This window comes from Streptomyces sp. NPDC051578, assembly GCF_044454045.1.
GTDB lineage: Bacteria > Actinomycetota > Actinomycetes > Streptomycetales > Streptomycetaceae > Streptomyces.
In genome coordinates, this window is record NZ_JBITDH010000001.1 from 961,905 (window position 1) to 985,571 (window position 23,667).

27 protein-coding genes, 1 tRNA gene, 1 pseudogene and 1 riboswitch are annotated in these 23,667 nt (G+C 70.1%); of the genes and pseudogenes, 12 read left to right on the forward strand and 17 right to left on the reverse strand.

Features of this window, described 5'->3' with window-relative positions:
* Positions 1–234 precede the first annotated feature (234 nt).
* Positions 235–2,706 carry a transglycosylase domain-containing protein gene (locus ACIA6C_RS04330; RefSeq protein ID WP_399272831.1) on the forward strand — a complete coding sequence of 824 codons (2,472 nt, stop codon included), beginning with the start codon at positions 235–237 and terminating at the stop codon, positions 2,704–2,706.
* Between the two features lie 37 nt (positions 2,707–2,743).
* Here ACIA6C_RS04330 and ACIA6C_RS04335 read toward each other — a convergent pair whose 3' ends face one another.
* The 3 genes from ACIA6C_RS04335 to ACIA6C_RS04345 all read right to left on the reverse strand — a co-directional run bounded on the left by ACIA6C_RS04335 (position 2,744) and on the right by ACIA6C_RS04345 (position 4,004).
* A complete protein-coding gene (locus ACIA6C_RS04335) occupies positions 2,744–3,064 on the reverse strand; it encodes a multidrug efflux SMR transporter (RefSeq protein ID WP_361137712.1) in 321 nt (106 codons plus the stop codon).
* Positions 3,065–3,095: 31 nt separating this feature from the next.
* Positions 3,096–3,174: riboswitch (guanidine-III (ykkC-III) riboswitch) on the reverse strand.
* 112 nt (positions 3,175–3,286) lie between these two features.
* Positions 3,287–3,631 carry a co-chaperone GroES gene (locus tag ACIA6C_RS04340; protein WP_361137713.1) on the reverse strand — a complete coding sequence of 115 codons (345 nt, stop codon included), beginning with the start codon at positions 3,629–3,631 and terminating at the stop codon, positions 3,287–3,289.
* Positions 3,632–3,683: 52 nt separating this feature from the next.
* On the reverse strand, positions 3,684–4,004 hold the full coding sequence (locus tag ACIA6C_RS04345) for a DUF3618 domain-containing protein (RefSeq protein ID WP_361137714.1): 321 nt from the start codon (positions 4,002–4,004) through the stop codon (positions 3,684–3,686).
* Positions 4,005–4,146: 142 nt separating this feature from the next.
* Here ACIA6C_RS04345 and bcp point away from each other — a divergent pair, with 142 nt between their 5' ends.
* From bcp to ACIA6C_RS04370, 5 genes and pseudogenes are all read left to right on the forward strand, one after another.
* A complete protein-coding gene (bcp, locus tag ACIA6C_RS04350; RefSeq protein WP_190182626.1) occupies positions 4,147–4,614 on the forward strand; it encodes a thioredoxin-dependent thiol peroxidase in 468 nt (155 codons plus the stop codon).
* A gap of 618 nt (positions 4,615–5,232) precedes the next feature.
* Positions 5,233–5,295, forward strand: a pseudogene (locus tag ACIA6C_RS04355) (HNH endonuclease); the annotation flags it as partial.
* 87 nt (positions 5,296–5,382) lie between these two features.
* Positions 5,383–5,904 carry a hypothetical protein gene (locus ACIA6C_RS04360; RefSeq protein ID WP_399274571.1) on the forward strand — a complete coding sequence of 174 codons (522 nt, stop codon included), beginning with the start codon at positions 5,383–5,385 and terminating at the stop codon, positions 5,902–5,904.
* A complete protein-coding gene (locus tag ACIA6C_RS04365) occupies positions 5,846–6,160 on the forward strand; it encodes an HNH endonuclease (protein ID WP_399272834.1) in 315 nt (104 codons plus the stop codon). Before ACIA6C_RS04360 ends, ACIA6C_RS04365 begins: the two co-directional genes overlap by 59 nt.
* Positions 6,161–6,173: 13 nt before the next feature.
* Positions 6,174–6,248, forward strand: a tRNA-Leu gene (locus ACIA6C_RS04370).
* Positions 6,249–6,350: 102 nt separating this feature from the next.
* Here the strand turns inward: ACIA6C_RS04370 and rdgB are convergent.
* The 4 genes from rdgB to ACIA6C_RS04390 all read right to left on the reverse strand — a co-directional run bounded on the left by rdgB (position 6,351) and on the right by ACIA6C_RS04390 (position 8,699).
* The gene (gene rdgB / locus ACIA6C_RS04375) at positions 6,351–6,953 is read right to left on the reverse strand and encodes an RdgB/HAM1 family non-canonical purine NTP pyrophosphatase (protein ID WP_366081911.1); all 603 of its coding nucleotides are present in this window, start codon (positions 6,951–6,953) and stop codon (positions 6,351–6,353) included.
* Between the two features lie 50 nt (positions 6,954–7,003).
* A complete protein-coding gene (locus ACIA6C_RS04380) occupies positions 7,004–7,390 on the reverse strand; it encodes a hypothetical protein (RefSeq protein ID WP_366081910.1) in 387 nt (128 codons plus the stop codon).
* Between the two features lie 150 nt (positions 7,391–7,540).
* The gene (gene rph / locus ACIA6C_RS04385; RefSeq protein WP_190182629.1) at positions 7,541–8,275 is read right to left on the reverse strand and encodes a ribonuclease PH; all 735 of its coding nucleotides are present in this window, start codon (positions 8,273–8,275) and stop codon (positions 7,541–7,543) included.
* A gap of 190 nt (positions 8,276–8,465) precedes the next feature.
* A complete protein-coding gene (locus tag ACIA6C_RS04390; protein WP_112449866.1) occupies positions 8,466–8,699 on the reverse strand; it encodes a glucose PTS transporter subunit EIIB in 234 nt (77 codons plus the stop codon).
* A 266-nt stretch (positions 8,700–8,965) separates the two neighbouring features.
* Here ACIA6C_RS04390 and ACIA6C_RS04395 point away from each other — a divergent pair, with 266 nt between their 5' ends.
* Together ACIA6C_RS04395 and ACIA6C_RS04400 are read left to right on the forward strand one after the other, a co-directional pair.
* The gene (locus tag ACIA6C_RS04395) at positions 8,966–10,267 is read left to right on the forward strand and encodes a PTS transporter subunit EIIC (protein ID WP_361137718.1); all 1,302 of its coding nucleotides are present in this window, start codon (positions 8,966–8,968) and stop codon (positions 10,265–10,267) included.
* Positions 10,268–10,582: 315 nt separating this feature from the next.
* Complete coding sequence (locus ACIA6C_RS04400; RefSeq protein WP_399272838.1) at positions 10,583–11,848, forward strand: PTS transporter subunit EIIC; 1,266 nt, start codon at positions 10,583–10,585, stop codon at positions 11,846–11,848.
* An 80-nt stretch (positions 11,849–11,928) separates the two neighbouring features.
* Here the strand turns inward: ACIA6C_RS04400 and ACIA6C_RS04405 are convergent, their stop codons facing one another.
* Positions 11,929–12,681: an MBL fold metallo-hydrolase gene (locus ACIA6C_RS04405; RefSeq protein ID WP_366081907.1), complete on the reverse strand. Its 753-nt coding sequence runs from the start codon at positions 12,679–12,681 to the stop codon at positions 11,929–11,931.
* Positions 12,682–12,876: 195 nt separating this feature from the next.
* Here ACIA6C_RS04405 and ACIA6C_RS04410 point away from each other — a divergent pair, with 195 nt between their 5' ends.
* Together ACIA6C_RS04410 and ACIA6C_RS04415 are read left to right on the forward strand one after the other, a co-directional pair.
* Positions 12,877–13,284, forward strand: coding sequence for a hypothetical protein (locus ACIA6C_RS04410; RefSeq protein WP_366081906.1), 408 nt, complete (start codon positions 12,877–12,879; stop codon positions 13,282–13,284).
* Entirely contained in the window at positions 13,281–13,649 is a 369-nt protein-coding gene (locus ACIA6C_RS04415; protein ID WP_399272840.1) for a DUF488 domain-containing protein, read from the forward strand. Before ACIA6C_RS04410 ends, ACIA6C_RS04415 begins: the two co-directional genes overlap by 4 nt.
* A gap of 168 nt (positions 13,650–13,817) precedes the next feature.
* Here the strand turns inward: ACIA6C_RS04415 and ACIA6C_RS04420 are convergent, their stop codons facing one another.
* From ACIA6C_RS04420 to clpS, 7 genes are all read right to left on the reverse strand, one after another.
* A complete protein-coding gene (locus tag ACIA6C_RS04420) occupies positions 13,818–14,768 on the reverse strand; it encodes a PLP-dependent cysteine synthase family protein (RefSeq protein WP_136214408.1) in 951 nt (316 codons plus the stop codon).
* Complete coding sequence (locus tag ACIA6C_RS04425; RefSeq protein ID WP_329202215.1) at positions 14,768–15,055, reverse strand: MoaD/ThiS family protein; 288 nt, start codon at positions 15,053–15,055, stop codon at positions 14,768–14,770. Before ACIA6C_RS04425 ends, ACIA6C_RS04420 begins: the two co-directional genes overlap by 1 nt.
* A 106-nt stretch (positions 15,056–15,161) precedes the next feature.
* On the reverse strand, positions 15,162–15,275 hold the full coding sequence (locus ACIA6C_RS04430; RefSeq protein WP_361137723.1) for a putative leader peptide: 114 nt from the start codon (positions 15,273–15,275) through the stop codon (positions 15,162–15,164).
* Positions 15,276–15,352: 77 nt separating this feature from the next.
* A complete protein-coding gene (locus ACIA6C_RS04435) occupies positions 15,353–15,775 on the reverse strand; it encodes a M67 family metallopeptidase (RefSeq protein ID WP_361137724.1) in 423 nt (140 codons plus the stop codon).
* A gap of 101 nt (positions 15,776–15,876) precedes the next feature.
* Positions 15,877–17,319, reverse strand: a complete 1,443-nt coding sequence (locus tag ACIA6C_RS04440) for an amino acid permease (protein WP_361137725.1) — start codon at positions 17,317–17,319, stop codon at positions 15,877–15,879.
* Between the two features lie 324 nt (positions 17,320–17,643).
* The gene (locus ACIA6C_RS04445; RefSeq protein WP_399274473.1) at positions 17,644–18,279 is read right to left on the reverse strand and encodes a DUF2017 domain-containing protein; all 636 of its coding nucleotides are present in this window, start codon (positions 18,277–18,279) and stop codon (positions 17,644–17,646) included.
* A complete protein-coding gene (clpS, locus tag ACIA6C_RS04450; protein ID WP_329195563.1) occupies positions 18,276–18,590 on the reverse strand; it encodes an ATP-dependent Clp protease adapter ClpS in 315 nt (104 codons plus the stop codon). Before clpS ends, ACIA6C_RS04445 begins: the two co-directional genes overlap by 4 nt.
* An 80-nt stretch (positions 18,591–18,670) precedes the next feature.
* Here clpS and ACIA6C_RS04455 point away from each other — a divergent pair, with 80 nt between their 5' ends.
* Together ACIA6C_RS04455 and ACIA6C_RS04460 are read left to right on the forward strand one after the other, a co-directional pair.
* A complete protein-coding gene (locus ACIA6C_RS04455; RefSeq protein WP_399272844.1) occupies positions 18,671–19,999 on the forward strand; it encodes a nicotinate phosphoribosyltransferase in 1,329 nt (442 codons plus the stop codon).
* Between the two features lie 149 nt (positions 20,000–20,148).
* On the forward strand, positions 20,149–20,751 hold the full coding sequence (locus ACIA6C_RS04460) for a nicotinamidase (protein ID WP_361137727.1): 603 nt from the start codon (positions 20,149–20,151) through the stop codon (positions 20,749–20,751).
* A gap of 6 nt (positions 20,752–20,757) precedes the next feature.
* Here ACIA6C_RS04460 and ACIA6C_RS04465 read toward each other — a convergent pair whose 3' ends face one another.
* Positions 20,758–21,063, reverse strand: a complete 306-nt coding sequence (locus tag ACIA6C_RS04465; protein WP_399272846.1) for a hypothetical protein — start codon at positions 21,061–21,063, stop codon at positions 20,758–20,760.
* 113 nt (positions 21,064–21,176) lie between these two features.
* Positions 21,177–23,588, reverse strand: a complete 2,412-nt coding sequence (locus tag ACIA6C_RS04470) for an immune inhibitor A domain-containing protein (protein WP_399272848.1) — start codon at positions 23,586–23,588, stop codon at positions 21,177–21,179.
* Between the last annotated feature and the right edge of the window lie 79 nt (positions 23,589–23,667).

Genomic DNA, 23,667 nt, shown 5'->3' on the forward strand with positions numbered 1-23,667 from the left:
TCCCCGTGCCGGCTTCCGTTTCCGTTTCCGCTTCCGCTCCCGGGCCCACTTGCTGGCGCACCGTATCCCTCCCCTTCCCAGGTCGTTCCTACGTCGGCCAAAGCGCGCGAGCTTAGTGCGGAGGGGCGAGCCACGCGACGGATTTACGCCCGTCCGAAGCACGCACATCGGCTATCAGGTAGACACCATTGGTACAGATGCGGATATGTCGTACACCGTCGAGGAGCCCCGGAGATGAACGACCAGTCACCACCCCCGGGCTGGACCCCTCGCGACCCCGACACCCCCCGAGCCGACGCCGGACCGCCACCGCCGCCCGAACCGGCGCCCGGCCCAACGGCCGGGCCACAGACCGGGGCGCAGGCCGGACCGCAGGCCGGGCGCAAGCGGAACCGGAAGCGGACCGGATGGCGCAGGGCCTTCCCCACCTGGCGCATGCTCCTCGGCGGCATCCTGCTCATCGCCCTGCTGATCGGCGGCGCCCTGATCGCCGGCTACCTCCTGGTCGACATCCCGCCCGCCAACGCCACCGCCACCGCCCAGTCCAACCTCTACCTCTACGCCGACGGCTCCCAACTCGCCCGTGACGGCGAGGTCAACCGCGTCAATGTCGCCCTCTCACAGATCCCCCGAACGGTGCAGGAGACGGTACTGGCGGCAGAGGACCGGGACTTCTACTCCGAACGGGCGGTGGACCCGAAGGCGATGCTGCGCGCCGCCTGGAACACGCTCGCCGGCAAGGGCACCCAGTCCGGCTCCACCATCACCCAGCAATACGTCAAGAACTACTACTTGGGCCAGGAACAGACGGTCGAGCGCAAAGCCAAGGAATTCTTCATCGCGATCAAACTCGGACGCGAGAAGTCGAAGGACTACATCTTCGAGGGATACCTGAACACGAGCTACTTCGGCCGGAACGCCTACGGCATCCAGGCCGCCGCCCAGGCCTACTACGGCAAGGACGTCGGCAGACTCACCACCACCGAGGGCGCCTACCTCGCCACCCTCCTCAACTCCCCCAGCGCCTTCGACGTCGTCGCCCACCCCCAGGGCCGCGGCCGCGCCCTCGCCCGCTGGAACTACGTCCTCGACGGCATGGCCAAGAAGAACTGGATGACCCCCGCCGAACGCGCGGCCGCCCGTTTCCCCGAACCCGGCAAGATCCGCCCCGCCGCCGGCCTCTCCGGCCAGCGCGGCTACCTCGTCGAAGCCGTCAAGGACTACATCGTCGAACACAAGATCGTCGACGACAAGACGCTCTCCGAAGGCGGCTACCGCATCACCACCACCATCGACAAGCGCCGCCAGAACGCCATCGTCGCCGCCACGGACAAGCAGCTGATCGGCAAACTCGACCCGCAGACCCACAAGGCCGACCGGGTGGTCCGGGCCGGCGGCGTCTCCATCGACCCCACCACGGGCAAGGTCGTCGCGATGTACGGCGGCCTCGACTACACCAAGCAGTACGTCAACAACGCCACCCGGCACGACTACCAAGTGGCCTCCACCTTCAAACCGTTCGTCTTCGCATCCGCCGTCGACAACGACGCCCGCACCCAGGACGGCCGCCGCATCACCCCCAACACCCTCTACAACGGCGACAACAAGCGCCGCGTCGTCGGGACCCGGATCCCCTACGCTCCAGAAAACGAGGGCCAGCAGTCCTACGGGGACATCACCGTCAACACCGCCACCGACCTCTCCGTCAACACCGTCTTCGCCCAGATGGTCGTCGACGTCGGCACCGACAAGGTCAAACGGACCGCCATCGCCCTCGGCATCCCCGAGGACACCCCCAACTTCGACCCCGGACCGGCCATGGCGCTCGGCACCCTCCAGGCCAGCGTCCTCGACATGACCCAGGCCTACGCGACACTCGCCGACCACGGCCGCCACACCCCGTACACCCTCGTGGACAAGATCAGCAAGGGCGACGAGGACATCCAGCTGCCCGATCGCGCCCCGCGCCAGGCCATCAGCCGCGAAGCCGCCGACACCACCACCTCCATGCTGGTCAGCGTCGTCGACAACGGCACCGGCACCGCCGCCCTCGCGGCCGGCCGCCCGGCCGCCGGCAAGACCGGCACCGCGGAACTCGACCGCTCCGCCTGGTTCGCCGCGTACACCCCCGACCTGGTCACGGTGGTCTCCGTGATGGGCCAGGACCCCGACACCGGCGCCCTCGAATCCCTGTACGGGGCACTGGGCGAAGAGCGCCTCGGCGGCGGCGGATACCCGGCCAGGATCTGGGCCCAGTACACGAAGACGGCACTGGCCGGCAGCGACCCCCTCGACTTCGACCTCGAACTCCAGGCGGGCGCGGCACCCTCCCCGCCGCCCTTCACGCCGAACAACCCGGAGCAGCCCCCGGGCACCACCCCCCTCCCGCCCGTCCCGCCCAGCCGACCCGGCCGCCCGCAGCGCCCCACGCCCCCGACGGGCGGGCAGGACCAGGGCGGACAGGACGGCGGCGAGACCACGGCGGGCCAGGACACGGGCGGCCGCACCGACGGCGGCCGCACGGACGGCGGCCAGGGCGACGCGGGCACCGACAGCGGGACCACCACCGGCACCACCGCCGGCAGCACCACGGGAACGGGCACGGGAGCCGGCCCGGGCGGGACCCTCGCGGGCACCACCGCCGGCGTCCTCGGCGGCACAGACGCGGCCCGCCGGCCCCGCCCACCGTCGCGCTACCTCGAATAGGCCGGGCCGCGCGCGGGTCGCGGTGAGGCGGCGGCCGTCAATGACCGGAGGTCGCCTTCAACCCCACCACCGCGACCAGCAGCAGGGAGATGAAGAAGATCCGGGCAGCGGTGACGGGCTCCCCCAGCACCGCCATCCCGAGCACCGCCGCACCGGCCGCGCCGATGCCCACCCACACGCCGTAGGCCGTACCGATGGGCAGCGTCTTCGCCGCGTACGACAGCAACACCATGCTCGCGACGATGCCGGCGCCCGTGAACACACTGGGCCACAGCCGGGTGAAACCGTCGGTGAACTTCATACCGATCGACCAGCCGACTTCGAGCAGACCGGCGACGAGAAGCAGAACCCAGGCCATGACAGGCACCTCCGGAACGAGAGCGGAACGGGGTGCGTCGTCTTTGCGTCCAGCTACCCGGTACGGCGCGTCTCGTCGGGGGTTCCCCACCACCGTAGCAAAGGGCACACGCGAGGGCCGGTGACCTCGGTCACCGGCCCTCGGGGGTTCCGATCGGCGGACGTCCCGGGCCGTCAGCGGCCCTCGGAAGGCCCTCAGCGTCCCTCAGAGTCCCTCAAGCGGTCACAGGTACAACCCGGTGGAGTCCTTCGACCCCTCCAGCCGCTCCGCGGCCACGGCGTGCAGGTCCCGCTCGCGCATCAGCACGTACGTCGCCCCGCGCACCTCGACCTCCGCCCGGTCCTCCGGGTCGTACAGCACCCGGTCGCCCGGCTCGACACTGCGCACGTTCTGGCCGACCGCGACCACCTCGGCCCAGGCCAGCCGCTTGCCTACGGCGGCCGTCGCGGGAATCAGGATGCCGCCGCCCGAGCGGCGCTCGCCCTCCGGCAGGTCGGAACGTACGAGCACACGGTCGTGCAGCATGCGGATCGGCAGCTTGTCGTGGGTGGTGGTGTTCTCGCTCACGACCCGAACCTACCCGCCCCTGCCCGACCGGCACCCCGCAGGGTCACCGGCGTCATCCGCGCTTGCGGCGCGCCGTCAGCACGAGCAGCCCCACCAGCCCCGCCGCCACCAGCGCGACCGGCACGATCCGCTCGATGCGGGGCGCCCCGTCCTCATGACGCAGACCACCCTTCACATCGGTGACCAGGCGGTTCACGGCCACGACGGCACGGCCGGCGGTGTGGTCGACCTTGGACGCGACCTTGGCCTTCGCGTCCCCGACGATCGTCTTCGGATGCATGCGCACGCCGATCTCGTCGAGCGTCTCGGCGAGCTGCTCACGGCGGCGGACGATGTCCGCCTCGATCTGTGCGGGGGTCCTGGCTTCCGGCACCGCGCTGCCTCCGTCGTCGTCGTGGTCGGTGTGGTCGGTCGTCGTGATCGGTCCTGCTCGGCCACAGGGGCGTGGCCCACCATGAACAGTCTGTCAGCTTAGTCTCGGACCGTACCGATCCCCTCCCGAGGAGACTGCTGACATGAGCGAGCGACTTGAGCCGGGCGACACCGCCCCCGCCTTCACCCTGCCCGACGCGGACGGCAACGAGGTCTCGCTCGCCGACCATAAGGGCCGCAAGGTCATCGTGTACTTCTACCCGGCAGCCCTGACGCCGGGCTGCACCAAGCAGGCGTGCGACTTCACGGACAACCTGGCCGTGTTGGCCCAGGCGGGTTACGACGTGATCGGCGTGTCGCCGGACAAGCCGGAGAAGCTGGCGAAGTTCCGCGAGCAGGAGCACTTGAAGGTGACCCTGGTCGGCGACCCCTCCAAGGAGGTCCTGACGGCGTACGGCGCGTTCGGTGAGAAGAAGCTGTACGGCAAGACGGTCACCGGGGTCATCCGCTCGACGGTGATCGTGGACGAGGAGGGCAAGGTCGAGCGCGCCCTCTACAACGTCAAGGCGACGGGCCACGTAGCCAAGATCATCAAGGACCTCGGCATCTGATCCCGCCCTTCCCCGCGCCAGCGGCCCGCACCCCCACCGGTGCGGGCCGCTCCGCTTGTAGGACGAAACCACCCGTAACCCCCCGACCACCCACCCCCCCCCGCTACTCCGTACGAGAGCCGCACGCGCGGCCGGAACGCGGAGGCAACAGATGGCGGTGCGGTACACCCGAGAACCGCTCGAACAGGCAGCCCGGGAGACATCGAACTTCGACGAGGCGGTGACCTGGTGCGGAGGCACCCCTACACCGGGCTCGCGCCGTTACCTACGGACGAAGATGGACGAAGCGGGCGTCGACTTCTCGCATTTCCCGAAGCAGTGGGTGCGGCATACGGAGCAACTCCTTCGGGAGCTGGTCGCGGCCTCGACCTCCGTCAGGGAGGTGGTCTCTCGGCTCGGCATCAGCCAAGTGGGCGGCGATCAAACGCACATCAGTCGCCGAATAGCGGCGCTGGGCATCGACACTTCGCACTTCACCACAGCCCGAAGGCAACACGCGAAGGGGCCCTCGCAGTCCGTCCTCGCGCTCCGGGCGCCCGAAGCCGGCCGGGTCCCGGGGAACGCCTCCAGAAGGCTCTCGTCGGTTCCGGTCTGCCCGAGGAATGCTCGGACTGCGGTGTGGGAGCTTCGTGGAACGGCAAGCCGCTCCGGCACGAAGTCGATCACGTCAACGGCAATTGGTGGGACAACCGGCCGGAGAACCTGCGCCTCCTCTGCCCCAATTGCCACGACAGACACCTACCGCGGCCGGAAGCGGAGGGGAGCCGCGTGAGCCGCCCGCGGTACACCCGCGAGCTGCTGTCCACCGCGACCCCGCGGGCAACCAGCCTCGTCGATCTGATGCACCGGCTCGACATGCCGATGGGCAGCGGGGCCCGCACTTACCTCAGCAAGCGGCTGGCCCACTACGGCATCGACGTATCGCACTTCGTCGACGAGCCATTGCCCGCACGAAGCCCGCAGTCGTACACGAGGGACCGGCTCACGGAGGCCGCGAGCCGGTCCCACTCCATCGCCAACATGCTCGCCCATATGGGAGTCGTGCCTTATGCCAGCGCTTTCGGGTACCTCCGAACGAAACTCGATCAGTACGGGATCGATACGTCGCACTTCACCGAGGGGCCAAGCGGCCGGGAGCGTCTCTTCCCTCGAGAGGAGCTCACACGGGCCGTCACCGTCGTGGTGCCCGAGCGCCCGCATCACCCCCGACCATTTCACCGGGCAGGGTCACATGACCGGTCGGCCTCCGCCGACCCGCAAACCGGCGGAGGACATCCTCAAGCAGCGTGAGAACGGTTCAGGCCGGGAGAAGACGGCCGTATTGCGCCGCGCCCTCGATGAAGTCGGTGTACCGCATGCTTGTGACGAGTGTGGAATCGGGGACACCTGGCGAGGCAAGCGCCTGGTGCTGGAGATCGACCACATCAGTGGCGACCGACTAGACAACCGGATCGAGAACCTCCGGTACCTGTGCCCGTCCTGCCACAGCCAGACGGCGACGTTCGCGACCCGCTCTCCCCGTACGGCACGAAGGAAGGCGCAGTAGAGTAGGCGCAGATGGGCCCGTACCCCAGCTGGCCAGAGGGCGCCGGTTTAGGTCCGGTGTGTCGTGGGTTCGAGTCCCACCGGGCCCACCCGTACGAAGGCCCCGTACGCGCGTATCGCGTACGGGGCCTTCTGCGTAGTTCGGTGGCCGCCAGGGCGTCAAGTCGTCAGGGCGTCAGGTCGTCAGGGCGTCAGGTCGTCAGGGCGCGGATGAACGGGACCAGGGCGCGGAAGGCCTGGCCGCGGTGGGAGATGGCGTTCTTCTCCGCCGCGGTGAGTTCCGCGCAGGTGCGGGTCTCGCCGTCCGGCTGGAGGATCGGGTCGTAGCCGAAGCCGCCGGTGCCCGAGGGGGTGTGGCGGAGGGTGCCCAGGAGGCGGCCTTCCACGACGCGTTCCGTGCCGTCCGGGAGGGCGAGGGCGGCCGCGCAGGCGAAGTGCGCGCCGCGGTGGGGGGCGTCGATGTCGGAGAGCTGGGCCAGCAGGAGGTCCAGGTTGGCCTTGTCGTCGCCGTGGCGGCCGGCCCAGCGGGCGGAGAAGATGCCGGGGGCGCCGCCCAGGACGTCGACGCACAGGCCGGAGTCGTCGGCGATGGCGGGCAGGCCGGTGGCGCGGGCCAGGGCGTGGGCCTTGAGGAGGGCGTTCTCGGCGAAGGTGACGCCGGTTTCCTTGACGTCCGGGATCTCGGGGTACGCGTCCGCGCCGACCAGTTCGTGCGGCAGGCCGGCGTCGGACAGGATGGCGCGGAGTTCGGTGACTTTGCCCGCATTGCGGGTGGCGAGGATCAGGCGGGTCATGGCGACCAGTATCGACCAGGGCCCGGCGCGGCCGCCGCGCCGGTGGGCGGTCAGCCGGGGGTGCAGACCTTGGAGATTTCCTCCGCGGCGTTGCCGACGGGCGTGATGTCCGGGGTGGCGTTGCCGTTGTCGATGGAGGTGCGGACGTTCGCGACGGCCGTCTTCATGGAGTCGATGGCCTTGCCCAGGTCGGCGTTGTCCGTCTGTTCGCCGATCTTCTTGAGGCTCGTCTCGATCTGGTTGAGGGCGTTCTGCGCGTCCTGCGGGCTGTTGCCGGCCTGGGAGACGGCCTGCTGGAGGTCGTTCGCGCCGTCGGTTATGGCGACGGCGGTGTTGGCGCAGTCCATCGCGGTGTTGAGGGTGTCGCAGGCGGAGAGCGCCGGGACGGCCAGGGCGGCTGCGGCGGCGATGGCCGCGACGCGGTGCGTGGGCTTCATTCGGGTCCCCCAGGGGCTCGGGCTCGGTGCAGGTGCGGCGGCCAGGTACAGGTGCTCGGGTACGTGGACGGGCGCACGGCTTTGACACCGTGCGCCCGTACCGGCGTAGACGCCGCGCCCGGCCCGGCGGTTGCCCCTCGAAGGAACGGCTTAGGAGGCGGCCAGGTCCAGGGCGCTGAGCTGGAGCGCCTGGAGGTCGGCGCAGCCGCCGGCAGCGAGGTCGAGGAGGGCGTTGAGTTCCTTGCGGTCGAAGGGCTCGCCTTCGGCGGTGCCCTGGACCTCGACGAAGCGGCCGTCGCCGGTGCAGACGACGTTCATGTCGGTCTCGGCCCGGACGTCTTCCTCGTAGCAGAGGTCGAGGAGGGGTTCGCCGTCGACGATGCCGACGCTGACGGCGGCGACGGTTCCGGTGAGGGGCTTGCGGCCCGCCTTGATCAGCTTCTTCTTCTGGCCCCACGCGACGGCGTCGGCGAGGGCGACGTAGGCGCCGGTGATGGCGGCGGTGCGGGTGCCGCCGTCGGCCTGGAGGACGTCGCAGTCCAGGACGATGGTGTTTTCGCCGAGGGCCTTGTAGTCGATGACGGCGCGCAGGGAGCGGCCGATGAGGCGGGAGATCTCGTGGGTGCGGCCGCCGATCTTGCCGCGGACGGATTCGCGGTCGCCGCGGGTGTTGGTGGAGCGGGGCAGCATCGAGTACTCGGAGGTGACCCAGCCTTCGCCGCTGCCCTTGCGCCAGCGGGGGACGCCTTCGCTGAAGGAGGCGGTGCAGAAGACCTTGGTGTCTCCGAAGGAGATGAGGACGGAGCCCTCGGCGTGCTTGCTCCATCCGCGTTCGATGGTGACCGGGCGGAGCTGTTCGGGCGTGCGGCCGTCGATGCGAGACATGCTGTCGAGCCTAGTCGGTGCGGGGGTACGGGAAGACCCCGTCCGGGTGGTTCCGGTACGGGGTCTTCCGTGCGGCCGTACGACCGTGCCGCGGTCCTGCCGTGCTGCGGCACTGCCGCCTGCCGTCCTGCCGTGCTGCGGTCCTGCCGTACTGCCTGCGAGGGAGAGCGGGTGAGCGGGTGGGCTCAGCTCACATCATGTCTTCGATGTCGGCGGCGATGGGGTCGGCGTCGGTGCCGATGACGACCTGGATCGCGGTGCCCATCTTGACGACGCCGTGGGCGCCGGCGGCCTTGAGGGCGGCTTCGTCGACCTTGCTCGGGTCGATGACCTCGGTGCGCAGGCGGGTGATGCAGCCCTCGACTTCTTCGATGTTTTCGATACCGCCGAGCCCGGCGACGATCTTCTCAGCCTTGGTGGCCATGTGTGTCTCCCTGCGTATGACGAAGAACGAGTCTCGGCGGCCGGATGCCTGGTTCGCCCACCCGGAGGTCCGCTTTGTCACGGTAACTCACGGTTGGCCCATCTATGCGAGCGCGTGCCCGGCACCTGCCGAATGATAACGATCAACATCCGTCCGCCGTGTGGGCCGGGGATGTGACCGCCTGGCAAGCGGTCTTGACAGTGGTCTACACCAGTGTGCCGTACGTGCCGCACCTGCCAAAAACGGGCCGGTCAGGGAGGACGCCGATGAGCGCGAACAGCGCCGCAGCCAGGCCGCGGCCCCAGTGGTGGAACGGGCTGTTCCAGGGGCTCCAGAAGATGGGGCGCAGCCTCCAGCTGCCGATCGCCGTCCTGCCCGCCGCGGGCATCCTGAACCGCCTGGGCCAGCCCGACGTCTTCGGCAAGGACGGGCTGGACTGGACGGACGTCGCCAAGGTCATGGCGGGCGCGGGCGGTGCGCTGCTGGACGCCGACCTGGGCCTGCCGCTGCTGTTCTGCGTGGGCGTCGCGATCGGCATGGCGAAGAAGGCGGACGGTTCGACGGCGCTGGCGGCGGTGGCGGGGTTCCTCGTCTACCGGGGCGTGCTGCACGCCTTTCCCAAGCCCTGCCCGGCGGGGACGAAGGACATCGGGGGCGGCTGCCTGACGCCGGCGGACACCTTCGCGGGGTACACGTACCAGAACCCGGGGGTGTTCGGCGGCATCGTGATGGGGTTGCTGGCGGCCTGGTTCTGGCAGCGCTACCACCGGGTGAAGCTGGTGGACTGGCTCGGCTTCTTCAACGGCCGCCGGCTCGTCCCGATCATCATGTCGTTCGTCGCGATCGCGGTCGCCGCGCTGTGCCAGTGGATCTGGCCGCCGATCGGTGACGGGCTGGAGAGCTTCTCGGACTGGCTGGTGGGTCTGGGGTCCTGGGGTGCGGGCATCTTCGGCGTCGCGAACCGGGCGCTGCTGGTGATCGGACTGCACCAGTTCCTGAACGTGCCGGTGTGGTTCCAGTTCGGTACGTACGTGACCCCGACCGGGGAGATCAAGCACGGCGACATCAACATGTTCCTGGCGGGTGACCCGCACGCGGGGCAGTTCCTGTCCGGCTTCTTCCCGATCATGATGTTCGCACTGCCGGCGGCGGCGCTGGCCATCACGCACTGTGCGAAGCCGCAGCGGCGCAAGGAGGTGGGCGGCCTGATGCTGTCGGTGGCCCTGACGTCGTTCGTCACGGGGATCACGGAGCCGCTGGAGTACTCGTTCCTGTTCGTCGCGCCCGCGCTGTACGCGGTCCACGCGGTGCTGACGGGTGCGTCGATGGCGGTGACGTGGGCGCTGGGGGTCCACGACGGGTTCAGCTTCTCGGCGGGTCTGATCGACTACGTCATCAACTGGGGGCTGGCGACGAAGCCGTGGCTGATCGTCCCGATCGGCCTGGGCTTCGCGGTGGTGTACTACGCGGTCTTCCGCTTCGCGATCACGAAGTTCGACATCCCGACGCCGGGCCGGGAATCGGACGAGGAGATCGAGGCGATGCAGGCGGAGGTCACCAAGGCCTGAGCGCCTGCGCTCCGCCCGGCCGAAGGGCCCCTGGATCCCGGGATCCGGGGGCTTCGTGCCATGTCCGGGGCCGGTCGCGCGGGCCGCCTGCGCCCCGGGGCGGGAGATGGCACGGGTGCGGGCGCCGGGTGTGGCCCAGGCCACAGGAAATCGAAGGTTCCTTATCTATCCCCGACCGTGCTACAACTGGTCTACACCATACATTGGTGTAGACCACGCGAGCACGCGAGCCTCTGGTGCTCCCGTAACCCCCTTTTTCGAGACGCCGCCGTCCCCCGGCTTGCCCCGGCGGCGCCTTGCCCACTGGAGGAAGTTGTGACCACGGCTAGCGCTGCCCCGGCAGCCGAGAAGAAGAAGGGCGCTGGCGTGATGGCCGTCATGCAGCGCATCGGCAGGAGCCTCATGCTCCCCGTCGCGGTACTGCCGGCCGCCGCGCTGCTCGTCCGTCTCGGTGACAAGGACATGCTCGGCGACCCCTCGCTGCCGACGTTCCTCACCAAGATCGCCGGTTACATGTCGGCCGGCGGCGGCGCGATCCTCGACAACATGGCGCTGTTGTTCGCCGTCGGCATCGCGATCGGCTTCGCCAAGAAGTCGGACGGCTCGACCGCGCTCGCCGCGGTGACCGGCTACCTGGTCTTCAAGAGCGTGCTCGCCACGTTCACCGACTCCAACCTCCCGAAGATCGCCAAGGCCATCGACGGCAAGGTCGTCATGGTCGACGCGCCGGTCGACGCGAAGGTTCTCGGCGGTGTCGTCATGGGCATCGTGGTCGCCCTGATCTACCAGAAGTTCTACCGGACGAAGCTGCCCGAGTGGGCGGGGTTCTTCGGCGGCCGCCGCCTGGTCCCGATCCTCTCCGCTTTCGCGGGTCTGGTCATCGGCATCGCCTTCGGCCTGATCTGGCCGGTCCTCGGCACGGGTCTGCACAACTTCGGTGAGTGGCTCGTCGGTTCCGGCGCGGTCGGCGCGGGCATCTTCGGTGTCTTCAACCGTGCGCTGATCCCGGTCGGCATGCACCACCTGCTGAACTCCTTCCCGTGGTTCCAGGCCGGCGATTACCACGGCAAGAGCGGCGACATCGGCCGCTTCCTCGCGGGCGACCCGAGCGCCGGACAGTTCATGACCGGCTTCTTCCCGATCATGATGTTCGCCCTCCCGGCAGCCTGCCTCGCCATCGTCCACTGCGCCCGCCCCGAGCGCCGCAAGGTGGTCGGCGGCATGATGTTCTCGCTCGCGCTGACCTCCTTCGTCACCGGTGTCACCGAGCCGATCGAGTTCACGTTCATGTTCATCGCCCCGGTGCTGTACGCGGTCCACGCGGTACTCACCGGTCTCTCGATGGCGCTGACCTGGGGGCTCGGCATGAAGGACGGCTTCGGCTTCTCCGCCGGCGCCATCGACTACCTGCTGAACCTGGGCAAGGCGACCAACCCGTGGGGCCTGGCCGCGGTCGGCCTGTGCTTCGCCGCGGTCTACTACGTCGTCTTCCGTTTCGCGATCACGAAGTTCAACCTCCCCACGCCGGGCCGCGAGTCCGACGAGGAGCTCGCCGAGCTGGCGAAGGCCGAGGCCAAGTAGGCCGGTCGGTCCCCCGTACGACGGAGCCCCCGCTCTCCCGGAAAGGGAGGGCGGGGGCTCCGTCGTGTGCCGCCGGGGCGTCAGACCTCGTAGACCGCGCCCGGCTGCGCGAGGTCGACCCGGCCGTCGTAGACCGCGCGGGCATCGGCGAGGTTGCGGGCGGCGTCCGTCCACGGCGGGACGTGGGTCAGGACCAGCCGGCCCGCTCCGGCGCCGGCCGCGTACCGGCCCGCCTCGCGCCCGTTGAGGTGGAGGTCCGGGATGTCCTCCTTGCCGTGCGTGAAGGACGCCTCGCACAGGAACAGGTCCGCGCCCTCGGCCAGCGTGGCCAGCTCCGGGCAGGCACCGGTGTCCCCCGAGTACGTGAGCGAGCGGCCGCCGTGCTCGACGCGGATCGCGTACGACTCGACGGGGTGGCACACCCGCTCCGTGCGGACCTGGAACGGGCCGATCTCGAAGGCGCCGGACTTGAGGGTCCGGAAGTCGAAGACCTCGCTCATCGAGCGCGCGTCGGGGACGTCGTCGTAGGCCGCCGTCAGCCGCTGCTCGGTGCCCTCGGGACCGTAGACCGGGATCGTGCCGCAGCGGCCGCCCTCGTGCCGGTAGTAGCGGGCCACGAAGTACGCGCACATGTCGATGCAGTGGTCGGCGTGCAGGTGGCTCAGGAAGATCGCGTCGAGGTCGTAGAGACCGATGTGGCGCTGGAGCGCGCCGAGGGCGCCGTTGCCCATGTCGAGGAGCAGCCGGAAGCCGTCGGCCTCGACGAGGTAGCTCGAACATGCCGATTCCGCGGACGGGAACGACCCCGAGCAGCCGACGACGGTGAGCTTCATGGAGCGTGAACCTCCGTGGACGGTCCGTGGACGGAATGCGGGCCGAGCGTGGGTCGAGCGTAAGGCGCGAAACCTCCGGTCGCTCCTCCGCGGCGGGCCGTTGTGGGGGGAATCACCTGTGCTGTCACCCGGGGGAGCGACACCGCGTACGGGCGTTGCCGCGCCGGGGGCGGGGGCCGCGGCTACGGTCGGGTTATGGACACGTCCTGGTGGCCGGCCGCGGTGGCGGTGGTCGCCGTCGTGGTGTTGGTGCTGCTGCCCCGGCCGGGTGTACGGGGCGCGGCGCGGCGGCGTGCGCCGGGGGCCGCGGGCCGGGTGCGGCCGGGTGAGCTGTGGTGTCTGGCGGACGGGCGGTCGTGCCTGGTGCTGGCGGTGGGGGCGCGGGGGCGGGCGCGGGTCGCGTGGATCACGGGGAAGTACGACGACCGGCGCGCCGGGGTGATCCCGTTGCCGCCGGGGGCCGGCGGGCGGCCGGGGCGGACGGGCTACCTGGAGGCGGACCGGCCCGCGGAGGTGTCGCCGGCCGAGTTCGACAGGCGGCTGGGCACGCTGGACCCGACGGTGTGGGACGAAGTCAAAGGACTGGGCGGAGGCTACGGGTGAGCGAGCCGGTGATCAGGGTGCGGCGGGTCTACGATCCCCCCGAGCCGGGGGCGGACGGCGACGGGGTACGGGTCCTCGTGGACCGGCTCTGGCCACGGGGGCTGGCGAAGGCCGAGGCGGCGGTGGACGAGTGGCCGAAGGCGGTGACGCCGTCGGCGGAGCTGCGGAAGTGGTACCACGGGGGCGGGGGGACGGAGGCGGAGTTCCGGGCCCGGTACGAGGCGGAGTTGGCGGAGCCGGAGGCGGTTGCGGAGCTGGAGCGGCTGCGGGGGCTGGCCGCGGCGGGGCGGGTGACGCTGCTGACGGCGGTCAAGGACCCGCAGGGCAGCCACGCGGCGGTGCTGGCGGAGCTGCTGGCGCGGTGAGTCCGGAGCCGGTCCGCCGGGCGGGCCGGGGCGGCCGGGCCGGGGCGGGGTGCCGCTGCACGGGGCCCTCCCCCACCCCGCCCCTTCCCGCAACCCGGCACCGCCCGGACCCGCGCCTCAAACGCCGGCGGGGCCGGGAAAGGACGGGCCGGATCCGCCCGGGCGGGATCAGGCCCAGAGCTGTCCCTGGAGGACCTCGATGGCTTCCTCGGTCGTGGCCGCCGTGTAGACGCCCGTCGAGAGGTACTTCCAGCCGCCGTCGGCCACGACGAACACGATGTCCGCCTGTTCGCCGGCGGCCACCGCCTTGCGGCCGACACCGATGGCCGCGTGGAGCGCCGCGCCCGTGGAGACGCCCGCGAAAATGCCCTCCTCGCGCAGCAGTTCCCGGGTCCGGGTCACCGCGTCCGCGGACCCCACCGAGAATCGGGTGGTGAGCACCGAGGCGTCGTAGAGCTCGGGGACGAACCCCTCGTCGAGGTTGCGCAGGCCGTAGACGAGGTCGTCGTAGCGCGGCTCGGCGGCCACGATCTTGACGCCCGGCACGTGCTCGCGCAGGTAGCGGCCGACGCCCATCAGCGTGCCCGTCGTACCGAGGCCCGCCACGAAGTGGGTCACGGACGGCAGGTCGCGCAGGATCTCGGGACCGGTCGTGGCGTAGTGCGCGCCCGCGTTGTCCGGGTTGCCGTACTGGTAGAGCATCACCCAGTCGGGGTGTTCGGCCGCGAGTTCCTTGGCCACCCGGACGGCGGTGTTCGAGCCGCCGGCCGCCGGGGACGGGATGATCTCGGCTCCCCACATCGTCAGCAGGTCCCGGCGCTCCTGGCTGGTGTTCTCCGGCATCACGCACACGATCCGGTAGCCCTTGAGCTTCGCGGCCATCGCGAGCGAGATGCCCGTGTTGCCGGAGGTGGGTTCCAGGATGGTGCAGCCGGGGAACAGGCGGCCGTCCTTCTCCGCCTGCTCGACCATGTGGAGCGCGGGGCGGTCCTTGATCGAGCCGGTGGGGTTGCGGTCCTCCAGCTTCGCCCAGATCCGTACGTCGTCGGAGGGCGAGAGCCGGGGCAGCCTGACGAGCGGGGTGTTCCCGACCGCCGCGAGGGGGGAGTCGTAGCGCATTACTTCGATCCGCCGGCCACGGCCGGGAGGATGGTGACGCTGTCGCCGTCCTTGAGCGCGGTGGAGATGCCGTCCAGGAAGCGGACGTCCTCGTCGTTGAGGTAGACGTTCACGAAGCGGCGCAGCTCGCCGCCCTTCGTGTCGTCGACGATGCGCTCCTGGATGCCCTTGTGGCGGGTTTCGAGGTCCGCGAAGAGGTCGGCCAGGGTGCTGCCTTCGCCCGTGACGGCCTTCTCGCCGTCGGTGTAGGTGCGGAGGATGGTGGGGATGCGGACCTCGATGGCCATGGCGGGCTCCAGTGTCGTCAAGTCGTCAAAGCGTGAAGGGGCGTGCGGAGGGGGCGTGCGGGGTCGAGTGCGCGTGGTGCCCCCGGCAGGGCTGTGGTGCTCGTGCTCAGGCAGCAGCAGGACAGATGGCGCTCGCGAGGCGGCACAGGTCGACGTGCAGCCGCGCCACGAGCAGCAGCGGCCTGCCGGGCGTCTCGTTGCTCACGTCGTGGGAAACCATGCGGTCATGTTAACGATTCCCGGTCCCCCGTTTGGAGTGTGATCCCGCATCGTGGACCCCCTGTGCTCACATGCTGGTCAGTAGGCTTCCACGACCTGCACTTCTTCCTCGGTGATCACTCCGTCGACGATGCGGTAGGAGCGGAACTGGAACTCGCCGAGGCCGTCGTGGTCGGCGGTGGAGACGAGCACGTAGTGCGCCGCGGGCTCGTTCGCGTAGGTGACGTCGGTGCGCGAGGGGTAGGCCTCGGTCGCGGTGTGCGAGTGGTAGACGATCACGGGGTCCTCGTCCCGGTCGTCCAGCTCCCGGTAGAGCCGCAGCAGGTCCTTGGAGTCGAACTCGTAGAACGTGGGCGAGCGGGCGGCGTTCAGCATCGGGATGAAGCGTTCGGGCCGGCCGGTTCCGGCCGGGCCGGCCACGACCCCGCAGGCCTCGTCGGGGTGGTCCTTGCGGGCGTGTTCCACGATCTGGTCGTACAGGGCCTGGGTGAGGGTCAGCATGAGCGACAGGATAAACAGACGGGCCCTCCCGTACCGAGGAGTGGTACGGGAGGGCCCGAATGGTGGACGGACGCCGCGGGGCGCCTGCGTCCGCCCGGCGTCTACTCGGCCTTGGTGAAGGCCGCACCGCGCGGGTTGCGGGACTTCATGAACAGGTACGAGACGCCCAGGATGACACCCCACAGGGGGGCGCAGTAGAGCGAGACGCGGGAGTCCTTGTCGGCGCCCATCATCACGATGACCATGCCGATGAACAGGAGCGCGAACCAGCTGGTGTACGGGGCTCCGGGCGCCCGGAACGGGGACTTCGGCAGGTCGCCGCGGTCGGAGGCGGCCCGGTAGCGGATCTGGCAGACGAGGATCATGATCCAGGCCCACATGCCGGAGATCGTGGCGAAGGAGACGACGTAGTCGAAGGCCTTGCCCGGCGCGACGTAGTTGATCCAGACGCCGACCAGCATCAGCGCGGCGGAGAAGGTCGTGCCGACGAGCGGGGTGCCGCTCCTGGTCAGCTTGGTGAAGACCTTCGGACCCTGGCCGTTGAGCGCGAGGTCGCGCAGCATGCGGCCGGTGGAGTACATGCCGGAGTTGCAGGACGACAGCGCGGCGGTGAGCACCACGAAGTTGACGATGGCGGCGCCGACGCCGAGGCCCATCTTCTCGAAGGCGGCGACGAAGGGGCTGACGCCGGGCTGGAACTCGTGCCACGGGACGACCGAAAGGATCATGATCAGCGCGCCGACGTAGAAGACGGCGATCCGCCACGGCACGGTGTTGATGGCCTTGGGGAGGGTCTTCTCGGGGTCCTTCGACTCGCCGGCGGTGACGCCCACCAGCTCGACCGCCAGGAAGGCGAACATCACGATCTGCAGGGTCATCAGCGTGCCGCCGATGCCCTTGGGGAAGAAGCCGCCGTCGTTCCACAGGTTGGCGACGGTCGCGGTGTCGGCGGCGTCGGAGAACCCGACGGTGAGGATGCCGGCGCAGATCAGGATCATGCCGACGATGGCGGTGACCTTGACCATGGAGAACCAGAACTCCAGCTCACCGAAGAGCTTCACGGAGATCAGGTTGGCGGCGTAGAGGACGACGGTGAAGATCAGCGCGTACGCCCACTGCGGGAAGCTGTCGTGCGTCCAGTACGACATGTACTGCGCGGCGGCGGTGACCTCGGTGATGCCGGTGACCACCCAGAACAGCCAGTACGTCCAGCCGGTCACGTATCCCCAGAAGGGGCCCAGGAACTGGCGGGCGTAGTCCGAGAACGATCCGGAGACCGGGCGGTACATGAGCAGCTCGCCCAGGGCCCGCATGATGAAGAAGATGACCAGGCCCGCGATGGCGTAGGCCAGGATCAGGCTGGGGCCGGCCTTGGAGATGGCCTTGCCCGCGCCGAGGAACAGGCCGGTGCCGATGGCACCGCCGATCGCGATCATCTGGATCTGACGGGCTCCGAGCGCGCGGTGGTACCCCTCGCCGCCACCCTCGGACCCGGCGTCCGCGCCGGGCTTCTTGTCGTGCTGCTCGACCTGCACAGAGGTCATGTCTGGTGCGCCTTTCTCCACGCCGACCCGCGCCTTCGATGGCTGCGGATCGGGTCCTCGATCCCCCCGGATACGGATGGAGTTGCACGCCGGCGATCAGCCGGTTCAAGCGAGCCGGGGGACATGGGTGGCGTCCCGTCGGCAGTCGTGAAGATTTATCACGTGCTTACGGGTGATCGAGAGGGCGGAATGTGACGCACTGCACAGCCAAACAAGGACATAGGTCCCGAAACAGATCAGATCACCGCATCGCGGTGATCTGATCGTTATCCGGATTTGAGCGTTCGCTGAGCGAACAGAGCCGCTACCGGGCGGGCGGTGGGCTCAGAGGGTCTCGATCAGGCTCTCCTGGAGCCCGCCGAGCCACAGGTACGCCATCACCATCGGCTTGCGCGGATCGTCGTCCGGCAGCCGGAACAGCGTCGCGCTCTCGTCGTCCTCGGTGATCTCCAGCCGGGCGGCGATGGTCAGGCGCAGGTCGTTGAGCGCACCGAGCCAGCGCAGCGGCAGCTCCCCGGTCAGCTCCAGTACGGCCGCCCCGTCCCCGGCCGGGGTGAGCCCGTCCAGGCTGCGGACGACGGCCAGCGCGTCCTCCCGCTTGCGGGTGCGCAGGTCGTTCTCGGTGAAGCGGCGGAACTCGGCCGAGCGGGCCCGCAGCTCCCGCTCCTCGGCGGCCGGGAGACCGCCCTGCGAGCCGTCACCGAGACCGTCCCGCGCGTCCGGGCCGGCCCCGTACGCGTCGGGGAACAGGCGGGCGAGCGCCGGATCGGACGGGGGCTCGGTCGGGCCGTCCGAGGCGAACAGCACGGCCAGCGGGTCGGCGTCCTCGGCCGGCTCCGGCTCGCCCGGCCCGATCAGCTCCAGCAGCTGCACGGCCAGGGAGCGCAGGATGGAGATCTCGATGTCGTCGAGCGCGATCGCGGCGCCGCCGCCCTGACGGGACTCGAAGGTGCCCATCAGCCGCGGTCCTGCGACAGCGTCGCCCAGAGCCCGTAGCCGTGCATGGCCTGCACGTCCCGTTCCATCTCCTCGCGGGTGCCGCTGGAGACGACCGCCCGGCCCTTGTGGTGGACGTCGAGCATCAGCCGGTTCGCCTTGTCCTTGGGGTAGCCGAAGTACGCCTGGAACACGTACGTCACGTAGCTCATGAGGTTGACCGGGTCGTTGTGCACCAGGGTCACCCACGGGACGTCGGGTTCGGGGACCGCGGAGGTCTCTTCGGCCGATTCGGTGCGTTCGATCTCAATGGGAGCAACACTCACCCGTCCCATGCTGCCACTGTGACGGGCCCGTCGCACAAACCGGCCCTACATCTCGTCACTCTGACGAGATGTGCGCTAGCATCCGTGACATGAACCCTGCGGACCTGGGCCTGCCGGTGGACGTGCCGTCGACAGCGCTCTTCACGGACCATTACGAGCTCACGATGCTCCAGGCCGCGCTGGCCAACGGCACCGCCGACCGGCGCTCGGTCTTCGAGGTCTTCACCCGGCGGCTGCCCGAGGGGCGGCGCTACGGCGTGGTGGCGGGCACCGGGCGGGTGCTGGACGCGGTCGAGAACTTCCGCTTCGACGGCGCCGTACTGGAGTTCCTGCGGGAGCGGGCCGTGGTCGACGCGCGGACGCTGGACTGGCTGTCCTCGTACCGCTTCTCGGGCGACATCTGGGGCTACCCCGAGGGCGAGGTCTACTTCCCCGGTTCCCCCGTCCTGCGGGTCGAGGGCAGCTTCGCCGAGTGCGTCCTGCTGGAGACCGTCGTCCTGTCGATCCTCAACCACGACTCGGCGATCGCCGCGGCCGCCTCCCGGATGGCCTCGGCGGCGGGCGGACGGCCGCTGATCGAGATGGGCGCCCGGCGCACCCACGAGCTGGCGGCCGTGGCCGCCTCGCGCGCCGCGTACGTCGGCGGCTTCACCTCCACCTCGGACCTGGCGGCGGGGTTCCGCTACGGGATCCCGACGGTCGGCACCAGCGCGCACGCCTTCACCCTGGTGCACGACAGCGAGCGCGACGCGTTCACCGCGCAGGTCGCCTCGCTGGGCAGCGGCACCACCCTGCTGGTGGACACGTACGACGTCGCCGAGGCGGTGCGCACGGCCGTGGAGGTCGCCGGGACGGGCCTGGGCGCGGTGCGCATCGACTCCGGGGACCTGCTGCTGGTCGCGCACCGGGTGCGGCAGCAGCTGGACGAGCTGGGCGCGAAGGGGACGCGGATCGTGGTCACCTCCGACCTGGACGAGTACGCGATCGCCTCGCTGGCGGCGGCGCCCGTGGACGCGTACGGGGTCGGCACGCAGCTGGTGACGGGCAGCGGGCACCCGACCTGCTCGATGGTCTACAAGCTGGTGGCCCGGGCCGTCTCGGCGGACCCCAAGGCGCCGCTGCTGCCGGTGGCGAAGAAGTCCTCGGGCGGCAAGACCTCGCTGGGCGGCCGCAAGTGGGCGGCCCGCAGGACGGACCCGGAGGGGGTCGCCGAGGCGGAGGTCGTGGGCGTGGGCCCCGTGCCGACGGCCCTGGCGGACCGGCAGCTGCTGGTCCAGCTGGTCAAGGGCGGCGAGGTCGTGGCCCGCGAGCCCCTGGAGGCGGCCAGGGAGCGCCACCTCGCGGCCCGGGCGGGCCTGCCGCTGTCCGCGACGCAGCTCTCGCGCGGCGAGGCCGTGATCCCGACGGAGTACGTCTAGGCCCCGCTCCCGCCCCGGCCCCGGCCCCGCGGCTTGCGGCTTGCGGCTTGCGGCTTGCGGCTTGCGGCTTGCGGCCGCAGGTTCGGGAAGGGGCCGGGTGGGGGAAGAGCCCGCCCAGCGGCAACCACATCGACCTAAGGACACGCGACATGCACCGCGCACTGATCGTCGTCGACGTACAGAACGACTTCTGCGAAGGCGGCAGCCTCGCGGTCACCGGCGGGGCCGACGTCGCCGCCGCGATCACCGAGCTGATCGGTCAGGCCACGCCGGGCTACCGGCACGTCGTCGCCACCCGCGACCACCACATCGACCCCGGTCCGCACTTCGCGCACCCGCCGGCCGCGCCCGACTACGAGAGCACCTGGCCGGTGCACTGCGTCGCCGGGACCGAGGGCGTCGGGTTCCACCCGAACTTCGCCCCCGCCGTGGCCTCCGGCGCGATCGCCGCAGTCTTCGACAAGGGGGCGTACGAGGCCGCGTACAGCGGGTTCGAGGGCCGCGACGAGAACGGCTCGGGCCTGGCCGACTGGCTGCGGGAGCGGGGCGTCACGGAGGTCGACGTGGTCGGCATCGCCACCGACCACTGCGTCCGGGCCACCGCCCTGGACGCCGCCCGCGAGGGCTTCCGCACGCAGGTCCTGCTCGACCTCACGGCGGGCGTCGCCCCCCACACCACCGCGCGGGCCCTGGAGGACCTGCGCACGGCCGGCGTGCGCCTCACCGGCGCCCCGGTGCTCGGAGGGGCGTAGCGGCGCCTACGCGCCCGGCAGGAGGGCGCGGATCGGGTGCCAGAGCTCTTGGGCGCGGTCCGGGGTGCAGCGCCACAGCAGGCCGTCCGGGTGGTGGAGGACGGCGGTGACCTCGTCGGGGGTCGGGGGGTGGGTGTTGCCCCGCAGGTAGACGGCGCGCATGCCGAGGTTCCGCAGCCTGGTCAGGGCGCGGGCCCGGTTCGCGGCGTGGACGAGCACGCGGACGTTCCCGTCCTCGCCGGACGGCCTCGGCAGCATGAGCGCGACCACCACGCTGCCGCCTGGCAGTCTGACGAATCCTCCACCGGGCATGATCTTCAGCTCCCCCGTCAATAAGACAACTTCCGACCCGCATCTAAACGCGATCGGCCGCCGCCCGCTAGGGGGCGACGGCCGATCATGTTTTGACCTGCAGTTTTGCCGGACTACTTGGCGGCGGGACCGACCTCGACCGTCATCTGGAGACCGTCGTACGGCTCCTTGACGATCTTGATCTTGGTGTTGGTGTCAGTGGTCTTCACCGAACCGGTCGGGTTCTCGTCGTAGAAGTACTTGCCCTTGTGGTCGTCGAAGACGAGGTTCGCGGGCTTCGGCTTGAGGAACAGCTCCTCACCGTTCTTGTGCAGGGTGAAGGCGTCCGTCGAGTACGCGCTGAACGTCGCGTCGTACGGCTGGATCTTGTTCCGCAGCAGGGTGCCGTCCGCCCACTTCATGGGCTTGGCGTTGGCGTCGATCGGCAGGATCAGACCCGAGCCCGGGTGCTGGCTCGTGTTGTTGTCCTTCTGGGAGGTGTCCCAGAGCCAGATCAGCAGACCGTCCTGGTACGGGTAGTGCTCCACCCAGTTCGGCTTGGTGTTGGCGAAGCCGAAGTTGTACGGGCCGACCTTGAGGGTCGAGTCGTACGAGACGTAGCGACGGTTCTCCGCCAGGTAGTACTGCGGGTACTCCTTGGTGAAGCCGGCGCCGACCCGGGAGAAGCCCTTGCCGGTCCAGCCGTTGTCGCCGTTCTCGGCGCCGTCAGTGAACAGCGTGGAGCCGTCCGCGGTGATGTCGATGGCGTCGGCGGTGAAGCCCTTGCCGCCCGCGCCGCCGTCCGTCTGGTAGCGGAAGCGGAGGTCGATCTTCTTGCCCGCGTAGGCGTCCAGCGGGAAGTTCAGCTGCTTCCAGGCGCCGGAGGCACCGGTCAGCGAGGGGGCGCCGGAGGCGTCGACCGGGAGGGCGGCGCCGTCGGCGGTGCCGGCGAGGGCGGTCCAGGTGGCGCCGCCGTCCGTGGACACCTCGGTGTACAGGAAGTCGTAGTCCTGCTCGATGTCCCACCAGCTCTTGAGGGACAGGGCGGCGGAGGACTTGCCGGTCAGGTCGACCGAGCGGGTCAGGGTGTTCTTTAGGTCGTCACCCATGTTGCTCCACCACTGCGAGGAACCCTCGGCGGGAGCGACGATGTCCGTCTTGACCTGCTTCTTCGGCAGCTCGACGAGCAGACCCTGCTTGTCCTTGGTGTTGTACTCGGCGACGCCCAGCTTGTGGGTGGACTTCGTCGCGGCCTTGGCCTTGTCGTAGTTCAGCCAGCCCAGCTGCAGCTTGCTCCAGGCGTCCATGTCGCCCGGAAGGTTGCCTATGGAGTCCTTGCCGTCGCCGAGCCAGGAGCCCGCCGACATCAGGGACCAGAAGCCGACGCTGTTGTCGCCGCCACCGCTGGTGTCGTACAGGTCGGGCAGGCCCAGGTCGTGGCCGTACTCGTGCGCGAAGACGCCGAGGCCGCCGTTCTCCGGCTGCATCGTGTAGTCGCCGACCCAGATGCCGGTGTCGCCGATCTGCGTGCCGCCGGCCTTGTTGTTCGCCGGGCCGGTCTTGCCGACGTCGGTGCCGTAGGCGTACCAGCGGTGCGCCCACAGGGCGCTGGTGCCCTGCACGCCGCCGCCGGCCGACTCGTCCTCGCCCGCGTGGACGATCTGGAAGTGGTCGATGTAGCCGTCGGGCTCGTTGAAGTTGCCGTCGCCGTCGTAGTCGTTGCGGTCCCACTGGTCGTACTGCGCCAGGGTCGCCTTGATCTCGGCGTCGGTCTTGCCGGCCTTCTTCTGGCCGTCGACCCACGCGTTGACGCCGTCCCTGACGGTGTCCCAGACGTTGGAGCAGTTCGTCTGGCCGCAGTAGTTCGAGCCGTAACGGGCCTCGTTGTACGGGATCTTGACCCAGTCGGCGACCTGGCCGTCGACCGAGTAGCGGCCCGAGGAGGTCTTCTCGTAGTAGGTCTTCAGCGAGTTCTTGCCCTGGCCGGTACCGAAGTACAGGTCCTGGAAGTAGTCGCGGCTGAAGTCCTTGCGCCAGGCCGTGCTGTTGTTCGTCGCGCGGTCGGGCTGCGCGATCGTGTTGTGTGCCGGGCCCGGGGTGCCGCCGTACTTCGGGGCCGGGGGCTTGGGGCCGTTCGGGCCGTCCGGGTCGTACATGGTCGTGTTGTCGACCTGGTCGCCGAACTCGACGAGGATCGTGAAGATCTTGTCGGTCTTCTCGCGGCCCAGCTCGACGTACTTCTTGTCGTCCAGCTTGACGACCTTGGAGGCCCCGCGCTGCTCGACCGCCTTCTTGCCGCTCAGCACCTGGTCGAGGGCGGCCTCGCGCGCCTGCGCCTGCTGCTTGCTGAACGGGCCGGGCAGGTCGTGCTGGACCTGCTCCTTGTTCGGAGCCGTCGGGTCCTGGCGTTCCGCTGCGGGCGCTGCGGCCCGGCTCGGGTCGGCCTGTGCCGTGGTGAGAAAGGCGCCCGAGGCCGCGGTGGCGGCCAGCGTCACGGCGACGGCCGCGGTACGCAGCGTGCGCCTTCTCGTGGAGTTGCCGGTCACTTGATGTCGTTCCCCTCCCGCGGCCGCAGCGTTGGTCGGAACGTCTCCAAAGGAGTGGGGGGTTCCGCGCGGCGCGCGT

Coding starts and splice junctions, on each gene's coding strand:
- ACIA6C_RS04330 (WP_399272831.1), top strand. CDS start 235: ATGAACGACCAGTCACCACCCCCGGGCTGGACCCCTCGCGACCCCGAC.
- ACIA6C_RS04335 (WP_361137712.1), bottom strand. CDS start 3,064: ATGGCCTGGGTTCTGCTTCTCGTCGCCGGTCTGCTCGAAGTCGGCTGG.
- bcp (WP_190182626.1), top strand. CDS start 4,147: ATGAGCGAGCGACTTGAGCCGGGCGACACCGCCCCCGCCTTCACCCTG.
- ACIA6C_RS04365 (WP_399272834.1), top strand. CDS start 5,846: ATGACCGGTCGGCCTCCGCCGACCCGCAAACCGGCGGAGGACATCCTC.
- rdgB (WP_366081911.1), bottom strand. CDS start 6,953: ATGACCCGCCTGATCCTCGCCACCCGCAATGCGGGCAAAGTCACCGAA.
- ACIA6C_RS04380 (WP_366081910.1), bottom strand. CDS start 7,390: ATGAAGCCCACGCACCGCGTCGCGGCCATCGCCGCCGCAGCCGCCCTG.
- rph (WP_190182629.1), bottom strand. CDS start 8,275: ATGTCTCGCATCGACGGCCGCACGCCCGAACAGCTCCGCCCGGTCACC.
- ACIA6C_RS04390 (WP_112449866.1), bottom strand. CDS start 8,699: ATGGCCACCAAGGCTGAGAAGATCGTCGCCGGGCTCGGCGGTATCGAA.
- ACIA6C_RS04395 (WP_361137718.1), top strand. CDS start 8,966: ATGAGCGCGAACAGCGCCGCAGCCAGGCCGCGGCCCCAGTGGTGGAAC.
- ACIA6C_RS04405 (WP_366081907.1), bottom strand. CDS start 12,681: ATGAAGCTCACCGTCGTCGGCTGCTCGGGGTCGTTCCCGTCCGCGGAA.
- ACIA6C_RS04410 (WP_366081906.1), top strand. CDS start 12,877: ATGGACACGTCCTGGTGGCCGGCCGCGGTGGCGGTGGTCGCCGTCGTG.
- ACIA6C_RS04420 (WP_136214408.1), bottom strand. CDS start 14,768: ATGCGCTACGACTCCCCCCTCGCGGCGGTCGGGAACACCCCGCTCGTC.
- ACIA6C_RS04425 (WP_329202215.1), bottom strand. CDS start 15,055: ATGGCCATCGAGGTCCGCATCCCCACCATCCTCCGCACCTACACCGAC.
- ACIA6C_RS04430 (WP_361137723.1), bottom strand. CDS start 15,275: ATGGTTTCCCACGACGTGAGCAACGAGACGCCCGGCAGGCCGCTGCTG.
- ACIA6C_RS04435 (WP_361137724.1), bottom strand. CDS start 15,775: ATGCTGACCCTCACCCAGGCCCTGTACGACCAGATCGTGGAACACGCC.
- ACIA6C_RS04440 (WP_361137725.1), bottom strand. CDS start 17,319: ATGACCTCTGTGCAGGTCGAGCAGCACGACAAGAAGCCCGGCGCGGAC.
- clpS (WP_329195563.1), bottom strand. CDS start 18,590: ATGGGACGGGTGAGTGTTGCTCCCATTGAGATCGAACGCACCGAATCG.
- ACIA6C_RS04455 (WP_399272844.1), top strand. CDS start 18,671: ATGAACCCTGCGGACCTGGGCCTGCCGGTGGACGTGCCGTCGACAGCG.
- ACIA6C_RS04460 (WP_361137727.1), top strand. CDS start 20,149: ATGCACCGCGCACTGATCGTCGTCGACGTACAGAACGACTTCTGCGAA.
- ACIA6C_RS04465 (WP_399272846.1), bottom strand. CDS start 21,063: ATGCCCGGTGGAGGATTCGTCAGACTGCCAGGCGGCAGCGTGGTGGTC.